The organism is Sphaerospermopsis aphanizomenoides BCCUSP55 (assembly GCF_001586785.1).
GTDB classification, from domain to species: domain Bacteria; phylum Cyanobacteriota; class Cyanobacteriia; order Cyanobacteriales; family Nostocaceae; genus Sphaerospermopsis_A; species Sphaerospermopsis_A aphanizomenoides_A.
Genome location: NZ_LUFH02000008.1, coordinates 65,278 through 84,978, shown reverse-complemented (window position 1 = coordinate 84,978; position 19,701 = coordinate 65,278). Strand labels below are relative to the sequence as shown.

General features: G+C 39.4%; 12 protein-coding genes. 7 read left to right on the top strand and 5 right to left on the bottom strand.

All coding sequences use genetic code 11. The features are described from left to right. The first annotated feature begins 56 nt into the window (after positions 1–56). From A0J48_RS03660 to A0J48_RS03650, 3 genes are all read left to right on the top strand, one after another. Positions 57–1,001: an NAD(P)H-dependent glycerol-3-phosphate dehydrogenase gene (locus tag A0J48_RS03660; RefSeq protein WP_200320427.1), complete on the top strand. Its 945-nt coding sequence runs from the start codon at positions 57–59 to the stop codon at positions 999–1,001. Between the two features lie 863 nt (positions 1,002–1,864). Then, positions 1,865–3,115, top strand: coding sequence for an RNA polymerase sigma factor SigC (sigC, locus tag A0J48_RS03655; RefSeq protein ID WP_200320425.1), 1,251 nt, complete (start codon positions 1,865–1,867; stop codon positions 3,113–3,115). Positions 3,116–3,403: 288 nt separating this feature from the next. After that, positions 3,404–3,859: a Fur family transcriptional regulator gene (locus A0J48_RS03650; RefSeq protein WP_200320424.1), complete on the top strand. Its 456-nt coding sequence runs from the start codon at positions 3,404–3,406 to the stop codon at positions 3,857–3,859. 314 nt (positions 3,860–4,173) lie between these two features. On the opposite strand, the gene A0J48_RS03645 is transcribed toward A0J48_RS03650, so the two are convergent. Then, positions 4,174–5,184, bottom strand: a complete 1,011-nt coding sequence (locus tag A0J48_RS03645; RefSeq protein WP_200320422.1) for a peptidoglycan-binding domain-containing protein — start codon at positions 5,182–5,184, stop codon at positions 4,174–4,176. Between the two features lie 216 nt (positions 5,185–5,400). Beyond that, complete coding sequence (cobN, locus tag A0J48_RS03640) at positions 5,401–9,285, bottom strand: cobaltochelatase subunit CobN (protein WP_200320420.1); 3,885 nt, start codon at positions 9,283–9,285, stop codon at positions 5,401–5,403. A gap of 179 nt (positions 9,286–9,464) precedes the next feature. Between cobN and A0J48_RS03635 the strand changes: the two genes are divergently transcribed. Together A0J48_RS03635 and A0J48_RS03630 are read left to right on the top strand one after the other, a co-directional pair. Next, positions 9,465–11,393 carry a GAF domain-containing sensor histidine kinase gene (locus A0J48_RS03635; RefSeq protein ID WP_200320418.1) on the top strand — a complete coding sequence of 643 codons (1,929 nt, stop codon included), beginning with the start codon at positions 9,465–9,467 and terminating at the stop codon, positions 11,391–11,393. A gap of 91 nt (positions 11,394–11,484) precedes the next feature. Next, positions 11,485–12,153, top strand: a complete 669-nt coding sequence (locus tag A0J48_RS03630; RefSeq protein ID WP_200320416.1) for an N-acetylmannosamine-6-phosphate 2-epimerase — start codon at positions 11,485–11,487, stop codon at positions 12,151–12,153. Between the two features lie 183 nt (positions 12,154–12,336). Here A0J48_RS03630 and A0J48_RS03625 read toward each other — a convergent pair whose 3' ends face one another. Further along, positions 12,337–13,311, bottom strand: a complete 975-nt coding sequence (locus tag A0J48_RS03625; protein ID WP_200320414.1) for a hypothetical protein — start codon at positions 13,309–13,311, stop codon at positions 12,337–12,339. 91 nt (positions 13,312–13,402) lie between these two features. Between A0J48_RS03625 and A0J48_RS03620 the strand changes: the two genes are divergently transcribed. Then, positions 13,403–14,311, top strand: a complete 909-nt coding sequence (locus A0J48_RS03620; RefSeq protein WP_200320412.1) for a metallophosphoesterase family protein — start codon at positions 13,403–13,405, stop codon at positions 14,309–14,311. Between the two features lie 84 nt (positions 14,312–14,395). Here A0J48_RS03620 and pcrA read toward each other — a convergent pair whose 3' ends face one another. Beyond that, positions 14,396–16,726 carry a DNA helicase PcrA gene (pcrA, locus tag A0J48_RS03615; RefSeq protein WP_200320411.1) on the bottom strand — a complete coding sequence of 777 codons (2,331 nt, stop codon included), beginning with the start codon at positions 16,724–16,726 and terminating at the stop codon, positions 14,396–14,398. A gap of 58 nt (positions 16,727–16,784) precedes the next feature. Then, complete coding sequence (locus A0J48_RS03610; protein ID WP_200320408.1) at positions 16,785–18,503, bottom strand: sensor histidine kinase; 1,719 nt, start codon at positions 18,501–18,503, stop codon at positions 16,785–16,787. A 674-nt stretch (positions 18,504–19,177) separates the two neighbouring features. On the opposite strand from A0J48_RS03610, the gene A0J48_RS03605 reads away from it, so the two are divergent. Next, a complete protein-coding gene (locus A0J48_RS03605) occupies positions 19,178–19,615 on the top strand; it encodes a CAAD domain-containing protein (protein ID WP_200320406.1) in 438 nt (145 codons plus the stop codon). Positions 19,616–19,701 lie beyond the last annotated feature (86 nt).

Genomic DNA, 19,701 nt, shown 5'->3' with positions numbered 1-19,701 from the left:
GGGGAGGCAGGGACTCAGGGGGCAGGGTGCAGGGGGCTAGTAACTGAGAACAACCAATGACTAATTCCAACATCGAAAATTCAAAAACTGTTGTTATTCTGGGTGCTGGTGTCTGGGGTACAGCCCTAGCTAATTTAGCGCGGGTAAATGGTCATGAGGTGCGTTTATGGTCACGTCAAAGTTCCCAGACTTTAGCCGCAGTATTACAAGATGCGGATATAGTTTTATCCGCTATATCCATGACAGGGGTGAGGGATGTAGCTTCATTAGTAAAGTCTTGTCCCTTATCTCCAGAAATAATTTTTGTCACCGCGACAAAAGGGTTAGACCCGCAAACTACTGGTACTCCATCAAAAATTTTGCAAACGGAATTTCCTGATCATTCAGTAGTTGTTTTGTCTGGCCCCAATTTATCAGAAGAGATTGAGCAACAATTACCAGCAGCCTCGGTAGTCGCCAGCAAAAATACTGCGGCCGCCTATCAAGTACAATTGGTATTTTCTTCTCATCGTTTTCGTGTTTATACTAATCCTGATCCAGTGGGTGTGGAATTGGGAGGAACATTAAAAAATGTCATGGCGATCGCCGCTGGTGTCTGTGATGGACTGCACCTAGGAACTAATGCCAAAGCAGCTTTAGTAACTCGTGGCTTGACGGAAATGGTTCGCATTGGTCAAGCTTTGGGAGCAAAGACGGAAACATTTTACGGTTTATCCGGTCTAGGAGATTTGTTAGCAACCTGCAACAGTCCTTTAAGTCGTAACTACCAAGTTGGCTATCAGCTGGCTAGTGGCAAAACGCTGACAGAAATTCTCGCTAATTTACCGGGAACAGCCGAAGGAGTGAACACCTGCCGAGTTTTGATGCAAATATCCCAGCACCAAAATATTACTATGCCGATTACCGAACAAGTTTATCGGTTACTTGAGAGTGAAGTTACACCTCAACAAGCCCTGGATGAACTTATGTTAAGAGATATTAAAGCAGAATATCACCATTAATCAACAAGAAGGGATGAGCTTAAACCGTCTTACACTAGATCGCCCAACAGACAAGACCCTGCCTGTGTTGACTATTGTATCAAAAAGCAGTCTTAGAAGTACGGTGCTGAAACCCCATTTTTTCAGTAACCAAAATTTACTACTTACCAAATAACTACTAAAAAAATTATTAAATCGTCAGGAAATTACTTTCCTGTTCATGTAATTATAACTATGTAGTTTATTCACAGCAAGATTACTAGGAATATGTTTATACGCTGTTATAAAAATAACCGTTAATATTCCTAGGATTGTTCATGTTATACCAATTGGAAAAATGATGGCAACAGATGGTTGTACAGAACCAGGACACAGAAAGGGATTCCCAATCCAAAATCCAAAATGGTATTAACTAGGTAATTGCTGATTTCCAGTCAAGCTGTTGCTGGAATCAGTGATAATTGCCATCAAAAAACTACAATTACCGAATAAAATTCGGAAAAATCTATCACGTAGAGGTTGTTAAAAAACTCTCATTTTATACTAATCTATCATTTTTGGGCGTTATTGCAGGCTAACTTTGTTTGTGTACTAGCGAAGTATACTCGCCACAGACTTTTCAAACAGAGAAAGCAGAACTAGCACCGCAGGGCGGAAGTCAAAAGTCAAAAGTCAAAAAACTTATTCTATAAACCTTTCATTGACTTGGAATGGTTGGTTTATTTACGCCGTGCTGTACTAGTACAATCTTTTGCAAAGAATTGTACGGCAAAACTCAATTGTGTTATTAAATCGTGAATTACGGGAACAATAGCAACAGTTGATTAGCTGACCGTAATTTTAGCTGACCTTAATCTATTGTTACCTGGAGCAATGAAGACGTTATGCCAGCAACATCTTTTTACACAGATGCAGCCTACGATTCCCCTAAGTCCAACCCAACATTAGACCCTGATTTGGGTATTGATGAGACTGAGTTATCGCTAGATGATTTACCAGATTTAGATATAGCTGCTGTTGACCCGCATCATTTAGCTGCAAATGCCAACCGACGCAGTACAGACTTAGTGCGTCTCTACCTGCAAGAAATTGGTCGGGTGCGTTTGTTAGGGCGGGATGAAGAAGTTTCAGAAGCTCAAAAAGTACAGCGATATTTGCGGTTGCGAATAGTGCTGGCTAATGCGGCCAAGCAAGGCGATGAGGTGATTGCACCCTATCAGCGGCTAATTGAAGTTCAGGAACGTTTGACATCTGAGTTAGGACATCGCCCGTCATTGGAAAGATGGGCTACAACTGCTGGTATTAATTTAGCGGATCTCAAACCCACCTTGTCAGAGGGAAAACGTCGCTGGGCAGAAATTGCCAAATTGACAATAGAAGAATTAGACAGTATTCAATCTCAAGGACTCCAAGCCAAAGAACACATGATTAAGGCGAATCTTCGCCTAGTGGTTTCTGTGGCCAAGAAATATCAAAATCGGGGTTTGGAATTGTTGGATTTGGTTCAAGAAGGTACTTTAGGTTTAGAGCGAGCCGTGGAAAAATTTGACCCAACCAAGGGTTATCGCTTTAGTACCTATGCCTACTGGTGGATTCGTCAGGGCATTACCAGAGCGATCGCCACTTCTAGTCGCACCATTCGCCTTCCTGTTCATATTACCGAAAAACTGAACAAAATCAAAAAGGCACAACGTAAAATAGCTCAAGAAAAAGGTCGTACTCCCACTTTAGAAGACCTAGCCATTGAATTAGATATGACACCCACCCAAGTGCGGGAAGTGTTGTTAAGAGTACCCCGTTCTGTTTCTTTAGAAACCAAAGTAGGAAAAGATAAAGATACGGAATTAGGGGAATTGCTAGAGACTGATAGTGTTACCCCTGAAGAAATGTTAATGCGGGAATCTTTACAAAAAGATTTGCAGCATTTACTAGCAGATTTGACCAGTCGGGAACGGGATGTCATCCTGATGCGGTTTGGTTTATCCGATGGACATCCTTACTCTTTAGCCGAAATTGGCCGCGCTCTTGACTTATCACGGGAGAGAGTAAGACAAATTGAATCCAAAGCCTTGCAAAAGCTCCGCCAACCCAAGCGCCGTAACCTGATTCGTGACTATTTAGAGTCTTTGAGCTAGAAGAGGTAAGAGGTGACAGGGAACAGGGAACAGGTGACAGAGAAGAAGCAGGGGAGCAGGGAGCAGGGGGAAAAATTAAGTCAAAAGTCAAAAGTCATGCATTCAAAATTAAGAACTCTTGCCTTTTATCAATGCCCAATGCCCAATGCCCAATGCCCAATGCCCAATGCCCAATGCCCAATGCCCAATTACCAATTACCAAAGATTCTCAATAAGCAACGATTGTTGCAAATCAGGTTCAACATTTGCTATATTCTCAATTAACAGGCTTTGTTGAGAAAATTTAGTATGACTGTCTACACAACTGGTTCACTCAAGGCAGAGCTAAACGACCGGGGCTGGCGTTTAACTCCCCAGCGCGAGACAATCCTCCACATTTTTCAAGAACTTCCTCAAGGTGAACATTTAAGTGCTGAGGATCTTTATCATCGGCTAGAAACTGACGGTGAGGGCATCAGCCTATCAACTATCTATAGGACTTTGAAGTTGATGGCGAGGATGGGTATTTTAAGGGAATTAGAGTTAGGTGAAGGACATAAACATTATGAACTTAACCAACCCTATCCCCATCACCATCATCACCTCATTTGTGTGAGATGCAACACTACCATTGAGTTCAAAAACGAATCTATTTTGAAGATTGGGGCAAAAACAGCCCAGAAAGAAGGTTTTCACCTACTTGATTGTCAATTGACAATTCATGCTGTTTGTCCCAAGTGTCAAAGAGCTTTAATGCCGCTTTAGAATTTTTAACATTTGAGTAGGGGTTAACAGCTAGTTGGTGTTTTACTAACGAAAGCTAACAGATGCTGACATTTGCTCAAGATTTATGTCTACTCATGTACTAAACAAGTTTCAACTTTAACACCCAGAAAGTGTGATTATTGTTCAGTATTTAGGTGATAACCAAGCCTAAATACTTAATAGTAGGGTGAGATCAACCCAATCTTCAAGCCTGTGGACTGGAAAGTGCCGACACTTCCAGGATGAAGCAGGAAAAAAGCAGTAAGGCTTGTTAGCATTAGTTAGCTTTTTTGTATCGGAATCTCACTGCGATCCTAGAAATTACCGTTTTTGATATCACTGAGGCTGATACCATAAAATTCTTGCGCTCGCTGGATAGCTTTTTGGGTATCTACTGCCATTAGTCCGTTAATTTGACCTTTATAAAAACCTTTTTCTTGTAGTCGTCTTTGAATTTCCAGCACAGTAAAATCACTTTTGGCTGAAGTTTTGACTAAGTGATGTAATTTAGCTCTGGTTGTTGGTCCGGCGATACTGTTAACTTCTAGACGGTGGTGTTTTTGGAAGCGACTGACAGCATCTGCTGTATGAGAACCATAGTAACCATTAGGCTGTGTGTTTAAATATCCAGCTTTGATTAAATGTTCTTGCAAAATTCTCACAGCCTCACCGCGATCGCCTAAACTCAATTGATCTGGATTAGTTGCCTTTTTGGCAGTTTGTTCTCCATCTGACTCAAGTGGTGGTAATTTAGCCAGTGTGCCTGCACCAACAACGCCATCAACATTCAATTTATAAGCCTGTTGAAATCGCTTAACAGCTTCTTCGGTAATTGGTCCAAATATGCCAGTGGGATTTCCATAATAAAAGCCCGCTACTCGTAAGCGTACTTGCAAAACGCTGACATCTTCTCCTTCATCACCTTTGACTAGGAAATGAGGATTTTGGCGTTTTTTGGTGATTGAGTTAAAAGTAGTGATTTTGGGTGTGTTTGTAGTTGTAGCGATGGTTGAGTTAGTCCCAGGAATTTTCTGGTCTGGTTCTAATTTTTGCTCTAATTTTTCTGGAGTGATCACTTCAACGACATCATGCCAAGATAAATTAGCATTTTGTTGATTACCTGTTTCTAATGCTAACACGCTACTCACAGTATTCAGGATAGATAAGGTGAGTGCTAGAGGTAACATATACTTCCAAGCTTTACTGGAAAGTCGTTTCCAGTTCGGTACTGCTGATTTTTGGAATAAAGAACTCCAAGATATTAATTCAATAATTTGACTATCTTCGTGGGCATCGGCTAAGTGTAAATACGCAAGATTTTCCATATTTGTTTCTGAAAGAGGTTTTAAAGTTTCGCGCAATCTCCGTCAGGAGATCCCGCAGGGTAGGCGCAAAGGCGCAAAGGAAGAAAGAAATTAATTTGGGGTGTAGTCTAAATACATGAAAACTGCTGTGATCATGAAATTGAGGCTACAAACAAATCTTACTTCTGACTCCTGTACGGGCGAACGGCCGTTCGCCCCTACTGACTCCTGCTGTGCTTATTGTTGTTCAATTGCTGCTTCAGCTTGATGGACTAGGTTGCGTAGATTGTCCAGTGTGGTTTGATTGACATTCTCCCATAGACCCCGTTGATTAGCTTCCAAGAGTCTTTCGGCTATATCCCGTAAAGCCCAAGGGTTTTTGGTGTGGATGAATTCACAAACAACTGGATCTTCTAGATAAGCTTGGAAAACACCTTGATAGATATGGTCTTCTACACATTGGGCGGTTGCATCGTAGGCGAATAAAAAATCTACCGTTGCAGCCATTTCCAATGCACCCTTGTAACCGTGACGCATCACTCCCGCTATCCACTTGGGATTAACTACACGAGAACGGTAAACCCTGGTAATTTCGTCTTTTAGTTGGCGGACTTTAGGCTGGGATGTGTTGGAGTTATCGCCAAAATAGGTTTCGGGATTTTTTCCTTGGAGAGAACGCACCGCTGCTGTTAAACCACCCTGAAATTGATAATAATCGTCAGAATCGAGAATGTCATGTTCACGGTTATCTTGATTTTGCAGGACGATTTGCATTTCCTTCAACCGTTGTTCAAAGATTTCGGTATTGGGGACTGGGGACTGGGGACTGGGAAATTGATCTTTCTCCTCTGCTCCCCTGCTCCCCTGCTCCCCTGCTCCCGAATAGGCGTAACTACTCCAATTGATGTAAGCTTGGGCTAAATCTTGGTCTGTTTGCCAGTTTTGGGAGGCGATTAAACCTTGGAGTCCTGCACCGTAAGTTCCTGGTTGAGAACCAAAGACACGATATAGCGATCGCTCTTTTGCTGTTTCTAAAGATAAACCTTCCTTAGTCCATAATTCAGTTTCTGTTTGTACTGCAACTGCTAAGGGGTTTTCTTCTGCTGGTTCATCTAAGTTAGCAACTGCGGCGACTGCTTGGGAAAATAAATCTATTAAGTTGGGGAAAGCATCCCGGAAAAATCCGGAAATTCTTAAGGTGACATCCACACGGGGACGACCCAAAATGGATAAAGGCAAGATTTCAAAATCTACTACTCGCCTTGCTGCACCATCCCACACTGGTTGCACACCCAGTAAAGCTAAGGCTTCGGCGATATCATCACCCCCAGTCCGCATGGTAGCTGTCCCCCAAACGGATAAACCGAGGGTTTTGGGATATTCTCCATGTTCTTGGGTATAGGTTTCAATGAGGGTGTCGGCGGCTTTTCTGCCGATGTCCCAGGCGGTTTCTGTGGGTATGGCACGAATATCCACAGCATAAAAGTTTTTACCGGTGGGGAGAACTTCGGGACGGCCGCGTGTGGGTGCGCCTGAAGCGGCACTGGGTACGTATTTACCGTCTAGTCCTCGTAAGAGGTTGGTGATTTCTTGGTGGGTTTGTTGGAGGGCGGGAAGGAGTTTTAAGGTGATCCAATCAATAACTGGTTTTACTGTTCCCTGTTCCCTGTTCCCTGTTCCCTGTATTATTTGTTCAACTAAATCAGCTGCTTGTGCTTCTAGGAGTTCGACGATATCGCCGTGTGTACGACATGATTTTAATCTCACGCAGAGACGCAGAGGCGCAGAGAGGGTGGGAGGAGGGGTGAAGGGGGTGCTGAGATTTGTTGTGAGGGGGTCGATGTCTAGTCCCCATTCTTGGGCGATCGCACGGGTGATACCGATAGAATGACGGTTGGGGATACGAGCGATGGCTACTACTAAATCTCGCAGTTGTCTTCCTTGGGGGATTTGTCCAAAAATGTGTAGTCCGTCGCGGATTTGGGCTTCTTTGAGTTCACACAGATAGCCGTCGAGGGAGTTTAAAATTAAACTTTCAAAGTTGATAATGTCTTTTTCGTCGGTGATGCCTAAGTCTTTGTAGAGATTTTCTTTGATGACTAGTTCTTGAATGCGATCGCGGATGGCTGGCATTCTCTGAGGATCTAAACTTTCGGCTTCGTAATATTCATCAATTAAATTTTCTACCTGTTGCAATGCCCCATATAATTCCGCCCTAGTCATCGGAGGTGTAAGATGGTCAATAATTACAGCTTGGGCGCGTCTTTTAGCCTGTGAACCTTCTCCGGGGTCATTGACTATAAATGGATATAAATGAGGCATTGCCCCAAATGCGATTTCGGGATAACAAGTATTTGATAAAGCAATACTTTTACCCGGTAGCCATTCTAAATTTCCGTGTTTACCGACATGAATAACAGCATCACCACCAAAACCTTCTCTTACCCAATAATAAAAAGCTAAATAATCATGAGTTGGTTCTAAATCTGGTGCATGATAATTCAAACTTGGGTCAACATCATAACCCCTAGAAGGCTGAACACCTACGAAAATGTTACCAAAACACGCTCCAGAAACAGGAAAAACCCCTCTTCTCTCTGCGTTCTCTGCGCCTCTGCGGTTCGTTTCTCCAAACAACCCCCAACGCGCACTAATAGCTTCCTGCACCACCTCCGGCAAAGTCACAAAATACTCCTGATATTCCTGCACAGAAAGACTTTGGTTTACTGGTTTCCAATCCTTTCCTTCTGGATCATTCGTCACACCAGATGTTAACCGTTGAATTAATTCGTCACTGTCAGCAGGAATATTATCTACTTCATACCCAGCTAATTTTAAGGCTTTGAGAATTTCCACACAACTGGCGGGAGTATCTAAGCCGACACCATTGGCTAACCTACCGTTGGTGTTGGGATAATTGGCTAAAATTAGGGCGATGCGGCGTTCTTTAGGCGGTTTTTGGCGGATTTTGACCCAGTTGGCTGCTAGTTGTGCTACAAATTCAATGCGATCGCTTTCTGGTTCATAAACTACCACATCGGTTTCTAAATCATGATTTCGAGTTTGCAAGGTTTTGAAGGAGACAGCACGGGTAATAATTCGCCCGTCTACTTCTGGTAATGCCACATTCATGGCCATATCACGGGGGGTCAAACCTTGTAGTCCTGCATCCCATTGTTCTCGAAAACCACCACTGAGAATTACTTGGAAAACAGGCACATCTAATTTTTGCCAAATTTCAATTTCTGGTGTTTCTGTTTCTAACCGTGCTAAGGAAAAACTGGTAGTATTCAATAACAAATTGATATACTCAGAATCTTGAGGTTGAAATAACTCACATAATCTTTCTGTCACACCAGGTTCTCGCAAAGAAGAAACAAATACTGGCACTGGCTGTAAGTTTCTTTGTATTAAAGCATTACATAAAGCATCAATTACCTGAGTATTTCCTGCTAAATAATGAGCGCGATAAAATAAAATACCAACTTTCGGTAATGGGTAATTGGAGGCAGAAGGCAAGAGGCAGGAGGCAGAAGGCAGAAGTTCTTGATTTTTGACTTTTGACTTTTGACTTTTGACTTGATATTGTCCCACACGGGGAACAGGTTGTGGTGGTGGTGGGTTAAATTGAGTAGACAAAGAAATATCAGTGATAAATTGGAGGGCATTGAGGAAGTTGTCTACACCACCTTCTTTAAAGTATTGCCACACTTGGTTAACAATTTCTAAGTCAACGGTGGAATGAGAAATTAAATCGGGATCAAGAGCGTCGTCTCCTGGCATTACAATTAAGGTTGTACCCTGACGTTGTACAATCTCCTGCACGACTTCTAAACCATAAGCCCAATAGGAACGTCCTCCTAACAGGCGCAGCACAATTACTTGAGCAAGTTCTAAGACTTGTTCGCCATAAGTATCTATACTTATTTGTTGCTGTAATTGTAATAAATTGGCAACTCTAAGGTCAGGAAATTGAGCAGGTAATTTTGGCACTGCTGCTGCTAAAGTTTGAATGTCGGTGTCTGCGGCAGTAACAAACACGAAAGGGGCTGGAGTTTGTTCTAGAAAAATCAGACCTTCTGACTGATTCCATTCGCCTGGTGTGGCATTGATACGATGCATAATTCTTTATTAACCGAAGTTGCTAGTTATCAAAGTTAGTGATGGAAGGGTACTAGGAGTATAAAGGTGTAGGGGAGGAAATAAATTATTACTCCTGTCTTTTGCCTTTTGCCTTTTGCCTTTTGCCTTTTGCCTTTTGCCTTTTGCCTTCTTCTTGCCATTTCACTTTTATTTTGAAAATGCTTAGTTCTCCAGATTTGAGCTTTTCTCGAACTTTGCCTCTGAGTATATATAATCGGCTTGGGGAATTGTTACAGCAAATGGCTCAAGCAGTAGGCAGTGCTGCTCTCATACTGACAGAAGCTGTGCTAGTGCGGATTCCCGTTGCCGAAGAGTGGCAAAGGCAAAGGTTTACGCTAGTAATTTCTGGGCAATTTAGTGCGCTGCTATTGGGAAACATAGAAGCAGAGAAACAAGAAATTAGGGAAGTAGAACAGCAAGAGATTTCCTCAATAATAAATGCTAGTTTGACATTTAATTGTCAAGCGATCGCTACCTTTATCTCTGAAGTCAGAAATTTGTTTGAGTATGATTCTGAAATTTACCAAAACATTGCCCAATATCAACAAGTTATCGCTCCTAATGATGCTACGCTGCAAAGTCAATTCACGCTGTTGTTATTAGAGTATTTGTTACCACTTATTAGTCATAAGGTAATAACACCTACAAATACAATTCCTGCTGAGGGTAATAGTTGTCAAGTGGTAGAAAATGCTCTGAAGAAACAAATTGCCCAAGAACGACTGTTGAATGAGGTGACAACACAAATTCGTAAAAGTTTGGATTTGCCAGTCATCATGAAAACGGCAATTATGCAGGTACGTGAATTTCTGGAATTAGATAGATTAGTAATTTATAAATTTGAACATCATCAAGTCAAAAATCAACACTCGTCATCACATGAACAATATTTATCTGATTCAGAATTTTTACCACAAGATGGACAAAATCACCAGGGTTGCATAGTCTATGAAGCTCGGATTACAGATAATCTGCCCTCGGTCTTAAATTATCAAGAAGAAAATTGTTTGATGCCCACTTCTCAATGTTGGGAAAAGTACCGCCAAGGATTTATTTTGTCTGTAGATGATATAGAAAAAACATATCCTCTAGAAGAATGTTTATTAAAATTTTTACGCAAAAGTCACGTTCGGGCTAAGTTAGTAGCACCAATCATGTTTGAAGAAAAACTATGGGGATTGTTAATTGCTCATCAATGTTACAGTCCGCGTGAATGGACTCAAAGCGAAAAAAGTTTGTTAAATTCAATTGCAGAGCAATTAGCGATAGCTATTCATCAAACCGAATTAATGGCATCTCTCACCAAACAAAAACAAACTCTGGAACAACAAGTTATTGAACGCACAATGGCACTGCGGGAAGCTTTACTAGCTGCTGAAGCTGCTAATCGTCTCAGAAGTGAATTTCTTGCTACTATCAGTCATGAATTATTAACTCCTTTAACCTATGTGATCGGGATGTCGTCTACATTATTACGCTGGCCTTTAGGTGAATTGAGCAAACGACAGCGGGATTATTTACAAACTATCCATGACAGCGGAGAACATTTATTAGAAATGATAAATGATATCCTGGATTTATCACAAATTGAAGCTGGTAAGACAGTATTAAATATCGGAGAATTTTCTTTAATCAGAGCAGCACAAAATACTATAGACTCTCTCTTAGAAAAAGCCAGAAGTAAAAAAGTCACTTTAAAACTAGATTTGCAAATTAATCCTACACGGGATGTCTTTACCGCCGATTCTACAAGAATAGAACAAATTCTGTGGAACTTATTAACCAATGCTATTAAATTCACTCCTGAAGATGGTACTGTCACCTTGCGTTTGTGGGTAGAAGATGAAACTGCTATTTTTCAAATAGAAGATACTGGTATTGGTATTCCAGAAGATCAATTACCACGCTTGTTTGAAAAATTTCAACAACTTGATACACCCTATCGTCGTCGCTATGAAGGTACAGGTGTGGGTTTAGCATTAACTAAACAACTTGTGGAATTACATCGGGGTAGAATTGAAGTAGAATCTACTGTAGGTATAGGTTCTATCTTTACTGTCTGGATACCCAATCAAATTAAAAATTAAAAATTGGCAAAATGATCAAGCCCCCGCATTTATCCGTGAAATCAATCTAAAATCTAAAATCTAAAATCTAAAATCCAAAATCTAAAATTGAATGACTAATTTACCTAAAGGCTTAATAGTTTCCTGTCAAGCACCTGTAGATTCTCCTCTACATGACCCTTATATCATAGCAGCAATGGCACAAGCATCTGTTAATAATGGTGCAGTGGCTGTGAGAATTGATACCCCAAATCATATTCAAGCTGTGAGACAAAAGGTGCAAGTACCAATTATTGGACTTTGGAAACAAGTTATTGCAGGTTCTGATGTTTATATTACTCCACAGTTTCATCATGCGGTTGCTGTTGCACAAGCAGGTGCAGATATTATTGCTATAGATGCGACTACCAGAAATCGTCCTGGTAATGAAAAATTGCCAGATATTATTAATAGTATTCATCAGCAATTAGGTAAACCAGTAATGGCAGATGTTGATACTTATGCAGCAGCAAAATTAGCTGTAGAAGCAGGTGCAGATATTGTTGGAACTACTCTTTTCGGTTACACAGCAGAAACTAAAAACTTTGCACCTCCTGGTTGGAATGTCCTCACTCAGATAGTGGATACATTAGATGTATTTACCATTTGTGAAGGTGGTATTTCTTCACCAGAAATGGCGAAAAAAGCTTTAGATTTAGGTGCTGATGCTGTGGTTGTTGGTACGGCGATTACTGGGATTGATTTATTAGTGAAAGCTTATCAAGCAATAATTGATAATTGATAATTGATAATTGATAATTGATAATTGATAATTGATAATTGATAATTGATAATTGATAATTGATAATTGATAATTGATAATTAGTTAATTGGGTTTGGAAAATTTATTTTTAAAAAGGAAGAGAAACCTTTATTTACTTGCAACTTTCTATTTTTTAGAAACATTTCTGACTTTTCTAGTAAATCAGGAATCTGAGACTGATGAATTCAATTGAGATTTAATTAAATTTCGTCGTTTAAAGATTACCATTTCATTACCAACAACAGGATTACGTGCTATTAATTTATCTTGAGAATCGAGAATTTCCAAATGATTGAAATCTAATTCTTGAGAACGTTGTAAAATATCAGCAGCCCATTGATTTTGTTGTTCTGTTTCCAGAGTATACCAATCATCACTAATTTTAAGAGTTAAATCGCTAGTACGGAAATTAACTTGAATAGATTTGATCAAATTAGTAGAAACTATTTCCTCTTCCTTGCGGTTTAAAGAAACACGAATTTCTGCTAATTGATTTTCAATAGCCACAATTAAAGCTTGTTCCGGTGTTAATTTTACACTGGGAGTAGGTATTGGTTCTGGTTCAATTTCAGGTTCTGGTGTAGGAGTTATTTCAACTTCAGGTTCTGCTTCCAGTGTAGGAGTAGGTATTGGTTCTGGTTCTGATGTGGGAATTATTTCAACTTCCGGTTCTGGTGTAAAAGTTGGTTGTGGTTCAACTTCCGGTTCTAGAGTGGTAGTGGAAGTTGGTTCAGGTGATACAACTACAGTTGGTGTTGGTGTTGGTACGGTAACTTCCTCAACGGGGGGAAGCGTTGCTACTTCAGCAGGTTTAGAAGTTAACAACGTCGTAGTTGTCCAAACTATTACCACAGCAACTCCCGCAAGGATTCCTGTTAAAACTGGATCTGATAAATTATTAGAAACACTTGATGGTAAAAACAAGCGAAATGTTCTTAAAAATCTATCCCAACTCGATAATACCCGTTGCAAAAAATTAGGTTTGTTCTCCGTACTAACAGGTGTATCTGTCTCTAGTTTGACGACTGTGTTTTCTAAAACTCCTATTGTTCCCCTGAGAAATTGGATAATTGTCGCCTTCCAAATTGGTATATTTCTCTGATATGGTTTTTTAGAAGGTTGATTATTTTTAGACATGGAACTTTCACCCAGATTAAGGAATCAAAAACTCAGATAGTACATTCTGACTGTTACTGTCTATTTTGCCATTTAATAAACTTTGTGATTTATGAAACTCAAACGCCGTCAATTTTTATTTTTAAGTAGTCTGAGTGCTATTGGTGCAGGATTTCTGGGTAAGAAATTATTCCTGCAAAATTCTGAAAATCCTTTTTTTGAACCTGTAATAGCCGCTAACCCAGCTAAAAAAGATTTATTATTGCGTTTTGTTTCTGTTGCTGATACGGGAACTGGTGCTAGGGGACAGTATACTGTAGCTAAAGCTATGAATTTTTATCACCAAAAAAATCCTTATGATTTAGTAATTTTAGCAGGTGATAACATTTACAATAACGGCGAAATTGAGAAGATAGATGCAGTTTTTGAACGTCCTTATCAACCTTTGTTGAAAAAAGGTGTGAAATTTCATGCTTGTTTAGGTAATCACGATATTAGGACTGATAACGGCGTTCCCCAAGTTAAATATCCTGGCTTTAATATGGGTGGACGTTACTATACATTTAGTAGGGAGAATGTGCAGTTTTTTGGGTTAGATACTAATAGTAATGCTGATTGGAAAAATCAATTAATTTGGTTGGAGAAGCAATTAAGTTTAAGTAGAGCAGATTGGAAAGTTGTTTTTGGTCATCATCCAATTTATGCTTCTGGTGTTTATGGGAGTAATCCTAATTTTATTAAAATCTTTACTCCTATATTTCAAAAATATAATGTTCAACTTTATATCAATGGCCATGAACATCATTATGAACGCACTCGTTCTATTAATGGGACTACTTATTTAATTTGTGGTGCTGGTGCTGGTAATCGTTCTGTTGGCCGTTCTGTGTGGACTGAATATTCGACGAGTAATTTGAGTTTTGCTGGTTGTGAAGTGTATGCAGATAGAATTGAGGTGAGTGGGATTGATACTAATAATCGGGTTTTTGATCGTGGTGTGATTAAGTTGAGGAGTGTTTAAACGCAGAGGTACGCGGAGGTTAGCGCGGAGGTTCACGGAGGTTTTTTGATGTTATTAAATTTGCCTCCGAAAACTAATTATTTTTTAATCCATTTTCTGCAACTGCGCGACTCTTGGATCAATAATTTTCTGTCCTAAACTGGCAAATTTAATTGCTACAGAAAGCTTATTTCCTTCTCCAAAAACGTGGGTTATTTCGCCAATACCAAAGGATTTATGTAAGACTTTATCTCCCACTTTCCATTTCTGGTTTGTTTCGGATTTTTCACTTTTTGGAGATGCTGTTTTTGTGAAGGTACGAGCAACTTTGTGTTTGGTGGTTAATAACTCTTCTGGTAATTCGTCGAGGAATTGCGATCGCATGGCTGGTTCTCTTGAACCATACAATCTTCTTTCTCTCGCATGACATAAGTATAATCTCTCTTGAGCGCGAGTTATGCCTACATAACACAAGCGACGTTCTTCTTCTAATGATGCGGGATCTTGTAGGGAACGATAACCAGGAAATAGTCCCTGTTCTAACCCTACTAGGAAGACTACTGGAAATTCTAACCCTTTGGAAGCGTGTAATGTCATGAGGGAAACGGTGGTTTTTCCTTCTTTTAAGTTATCTAAATCTGAACTCAATGCTGCACTTTGCAAAAATGCTTGTAAGGAAATATCATCACCTTCGTTTTCTTCTTGAAATTGCGATATTGCGTTATAAAGTTCGTTGACGTTACTGATTCTATTATCAGCTTCATCTGTACCTTGTTCTTGCAAGTCTTTGACATAACCAGAATCTTCTAAAATTCCTTGTAAAATTTCTGAACCAGGAATTTTTGTGATTTGTTCTTGCCATTTTTGAATGATATGAGCAAAATTATTCACAGATTTTGCTGAACGTCCTGCTAAGGTATTTACTGATGTTTCGTCACTTAATATTTCCCACAATGTTGTCCCTAATTGTTGGGAAGCATTGATTAAAGCATCAATGGTAGCTTTACCAATTCCCCGACGGGGTGTGTTGATAACTCTTAATAAACTAACTGTATCAGCCGGATTATTTATAGATCTTAAATAGGCAACAACATCTTTAATTTCTTTGCGGTCATAAAATTTCATTCCTCCCACAACTGTGTAAGGAATTTGATATTTTACTAATAAATCTTCAAAAGGTCGAGATTGTGCATTAGTTCGATAAAGGATGGCAAAATTACCCCAATGCAATTCTGGGTTTTGATGTTCTAATGTGCGAATTTGATTAATTACAAAAGCAGCTTCTTCTATTTCGTCATCAGCTTTATAACAATAAATTTCTTCACCTGCATCTCTAGTTGCTTTGAGAATTTTATCAATGCGTTGAGTGTTATTCTCAATTAGTTCGTTTGCAGCTTGGAGAATGTTTTCACAAGAACGATAGTTTTCTTCTAGTTTAACCATTGTTCTGGTATCATCATCTTCTAAACCATCGCCAAAATTTTGCTGAAATTCTAATAAAATAGTGAAATCTGCCATTCTAAAGCTGTAAATTGATTGGTCAGCATCACCAACTACAAACACTGAACGGTTTTCCCAGTTCCATTCACTCTTTCTATTTTCGCCATTTGTCACTAAAAGTTGAATTAAATCATATTGAGTTCTGTTTGTATCTTGATATTCATCTACTAAAATATGACAAAATTTACGATGCCAATAACCTAATACTTGTTCATTTTGTTGAAATAATCTTGTCGGAATGAGAATTAAATCATCAAAATCTAATGCGTTATTTTCTGCTAGTTTATCTTGATAACGGCTGTAAACATCAGCAATTACACGACCGCGATAATTTGGTTGTTTACGTTCAAATTCTTGTGGTGAAAATCCTTGATTTTTGGCGTTGCTGATGGCGTAGCGAACGGATTTAGGTTCAAATTTTTTACTATCTAAATTAAGTTCTTTAGTAACTATTTCTTTGATTAAGCTTTGTACATCAGATTCATCAAAGATGGAAAAGTTTTTATTCCAACGTCGTCCTTTTTCATCTTGATATTTTTCGATATCATAGCGCAGAATCCGCGAAAATAAACTGTGAAAAGTTCCACACCACATATTTTTGATTGTGGTACGGTAGACTTTTGATTGCAGTTGGGTCTGCTCATATTCGGGTAACAAATCAAATTTTTGACCGTATTCCTTAATTGCCAATTGTTCAGCAAATAGCCTTTGAATCCGTTCTTTCATTTCCCGTGCGGCTTTATTGGTAAATGTCACCGCTAAAATATTTTCAGGGTTAACACGGTGTTTGAGTATTAAATTAGCAATGCGATAAGTCAGCGCCCGGGTTTTACCAGAACCAGCACCAGCGACAACTAGCAACGGTCCGCAGTAATGTTCGACAGCTTGACGCTGACTAGGGTTGAGATGGCTAAGAAAATCAATTGTGGTGGTCATGGGTATAAATGAGCAACTCGATCCATTGTAGCTATTGATTAATATCAACTTTTGCTTTTTATGTCAAAGGTAAACTGACTCTAAAAGTAGAACCAACACCAAGCTGACTGTTGACAATAATTTCACCACCCATCATTTGGCAAAAATGATGGCTAATGGCTAATCCCAAGCCTGTCCCACCATATTTCTTGGTTGTGGAGATATCCCCTTGTATAAAGGGTTTAAATAGCTGCTGTTGTTGACTCGGTGACATTCCAATTCCGGTATCAGTCAATGTGAAAATTATTAACCCTAGTGGTGCTTCCTTGCGGATGTTTATTTTGTCAATCTTAACAGTTAGGGTAACTCTGCCATTGGTGGTAAACTTGGCAGCATTGCTGAGTAAATTTAGTAATACCTGTCGCATTCTGGTTTGGTCAGCATACATTGTTCCCAGATACTGGTCACATTCCACTATCAAGGTGTTCCCATTTTTTTCCATAGCTGGTTTAACTGTATGCACAACATTATTAATTAAAGTTATGATGTCAAATGTTTCTGGATAGAGAGTCATTTTTCCAGCTTCGATTTTGGATACATCCAGAATGTCATTAATTAGTTCTAATAAATGTCTGCCCGCAGAATTGATAGTTTCTAAATCTGTAATAAAATCTGGGGATGCACCAATGTCAACCGCATCCTCCTTGAGTAGTTGACTTAAACCAATAACAGCGTTTAAAGGTGTGCGTAATTCGTGGCTGACATTAGCAAGAAATTGGCTTTTTGCCTTACTAGCAGCTTCTGCTAATTCTTTGGCTTGTTCTAGTTGTTTAGTTCGCTCAGATACTCGCTCAATTAAGCGATTTAAAGATTTAGCCAGTAAGCCAATTTCATCTTGCGTGGTAATAGGAGCGCGTAAATCAAAATTAGATTTTCTGGCTACCTGTTCAGCTACTTGAGTTACGGTAATCACAGGTTCAGCGATCGCTCGACTGGTTCGCCATGCCACAACAGCAGCCACAGCTACCGATAAGAGCATACTGACTATGACAATTGTTCTTTCCACAAATCTAGCTTGCTCTACATCTGTTCGTCTATCCTGCTCTTGTAATTGAGCAGTTCTTAAAATATTGGTTAATTGATCTGATAAACTATCTAGTTCTTGGACTGTCTGACTCTCCATGGTTGCCAGCAACTTTTCTCGCGCTACTTCTATTTGTTCTGGCTTGACGTTGGGAGTATCCAGGGGACGCAAAATATTTTCTATTTTCAGAATATAGTCATTTAAATTAGTAGAGTAATTGTATAATAAAGTTTCCAAAGTGGCGCTTGTAGCTGCCAGTGTCTGAGGCTGGCTACTAATATATCCGGTAATATTTTGTTCTAATTTCTGCGCTTGAGCAACAGATTTGAGAAATTCAGTTTTTTTCTGATGTAATTTTTCTGAATTTGATAGCACAGCAACCAAGTTTGAGCTATGTAATTGAGCCTCAATTACAGCATCTTTATAATTATTTAGTAATTGTTCTTGTTCATTGGCTTGATTGAACTGCCTAACTTCCCTTCCTCGGTAATAGTTAGCCAGAACCAACCCAGTCAAGGAGCCAAAAAAGCCAATTCCAATAGCAACAAAGTAACCATAGCCAATTTTTTGATGGATACGCCAAGAACTAGCCTTGAGTTTCCGACGCGAGGGAAATTCTATAGTTGGGAGTTCTTCTATTTTTGGCTCTTGAGATGGCGCTTTTTTGCTTTCCAAACTTTTGTCAACAAAGGTTGGTTTTTGATCTTCTGGCATCCTTGCAATCCCTTAACCCTCCCACAAATATCACCCACAAGTCTAGCCTTTATCATCACTGGTGATGTAATTATAATTGATTTTATCGGGTTTGATAATAGCAGCAAATCATTCGTGGCTAAAAAATAGGCTTAACTTATGACAATCTGGAAATATGTTAGGATAAACCCAATATCATAAAATACTCTTTATGTCTAGTCTATATGAACAGAAAAAAAAATTGTTACAGATTAATATCAATATGAATAAGTTAATTGACGAATGCGGCTGAAGATAGTTTTAATATCAGATAAAATCAGCGTTTAGACTTGTATGCATCAGCAGTAGATTGATTTTTGCATAATTTGTGCTTCGATGAGTACGATGATGAGCAAATGACATGGCATGGAATAATCACAGCCTGAGTATTCCAGTTGGTTAATTTACACTCACAGAACTCAAAAAGCTGATTTTAATACATCGTGTCGCCTTTTGACTTCTATCCTCTTACTGACTTTCTACCCTGTAGTTGATGCAGTAAAGGTAATAGGGAATTATGGTTATAAGAAACTAAAACGCTTTTTTAACCTAAAATCAATGGTGCTGATGCAGGAATCAATTGCCTACAGGAGCAACCTTGTAGTTGGAATTGTGCAGATTAAGAAAACTCAACTGTCAAAATAATGGGAGTGAAAATGCAAGAACAAGAATATACAGAAACCAAGTCAAAAGAGACAACTATCCCAGATATCAACACCCAAGTTGGTAGCATTACCAAACTCCAGCCTCCGGTGCAGTCTCAAGAACAATGGCTTAAATATGGGCAACAAATTTCTGGTTTTTTAGGAACATTACCTGACTATGTAGGTAACTTTTTTAATCAGTATAAACAGCCTATAGTTACTCTTGGATTAGTAGTTACAGCTATAATCGCTGTTAAGGTACTATTAGCTGTACTGGATTCTCTTAATGATATTCCTTTGGTAGCGCCTACTTTTGAGTTGATAGGTATTGGTTACTCTGCCTGGTTTGTTTATCGCTATTTGCTCAAAGCATCGACTCGACAAGAGTTAACCAGTGAAATTACAACCCTCAAATCACAGGTTGTTGGTCAAGACTCTTCAGAATCTTAAGAAGTTCAGGAGTTCAGGAGTCAGGAGGAAGAGGTGACAGGTGACAGGTGACAGGTGACAGTGAAGAGGAAAGGAAGCAGGGAACA

Coding starts and splice junctions, on each gene's coding strand:
- pcrA (WP_200320411.1), bottom strand. CDS start 16,726: ATGACCACCACAATTGATTTTCTTAGCCATCTCAACCCTAGTCAGCGT.
- A0J48_RS03610 (WP_200320408.1), bottom strand. CDS start 18,503: ATGCCAGAAGATCAAAAACCAACCTTTGTTGACAAAAGTTTGGAAAGC.
- A0J48_RS03630 (WP_200320416.1), top strand. CDS start 11,485: ATGACTAATTTACCTAAAGGCTTAATAGTTTCCTGTCAAGCACCTGTA.
- A0J48_RS03635 (WP_200320418.1), top strand. CDS start 9,465: ATGCTTAGTTCTCCAGATTTGAGCTTTTCTCGAACTTTGCCTCTGAGT.
- A0J48_RS03650 (WP_200320424.1), top strand. CDS start 3,404: ATGACTGTCTACACAACTGGTTCACTCAAGGCAGAGCTAAACGACCGG.
- A0J48_RS03625 (WP_200320414.1), bottom strand. CDS start 13,311: ATGTCTAAAAATAATCAACCTTCTAAAAAACCATATCAGAGAAATATA.
- A0J48_RS03605 (WP_200320406.1), top strand. CDS start 19,178: ATGCAAGAACAAGAATATACAGAAACCAAGTCAAAAGAGACAACTATC.
- A0J48_RS03645 (WP_200320422.1), bottom strand. CDS start 5,184: ATGGAAAATCTTGCGTATTTACACTTAGCCGATGCCCACGAAGATAGT.
- sigC (WP_200320425.1), top strand. CDS start 1,865: ATGCCAGCAACATCTTTTTACACAGATGCAGCCTACGATTCCCCTAAG.
- A0J48_RS03620 (WP_200320412.1), top strand. CDS start 13,403: ATGAAACTCAAACGCCGTCAATTTTTATTTTTAAGTAGTCTGAGTGCT.
- cobN (WP_200320420.1), bottom strand. CDS start 9,285: ATGCATCGTATCAATGCCACACCAGGCGAATGGAATCAGTCAGAAGGT.
- A0J48_RS03660 (WP_200320427.1), top strand. CDS start 57: ATGACTAATTCCAACATCGAAAATTCAAAAACTGTTGTTATTCTGGGT.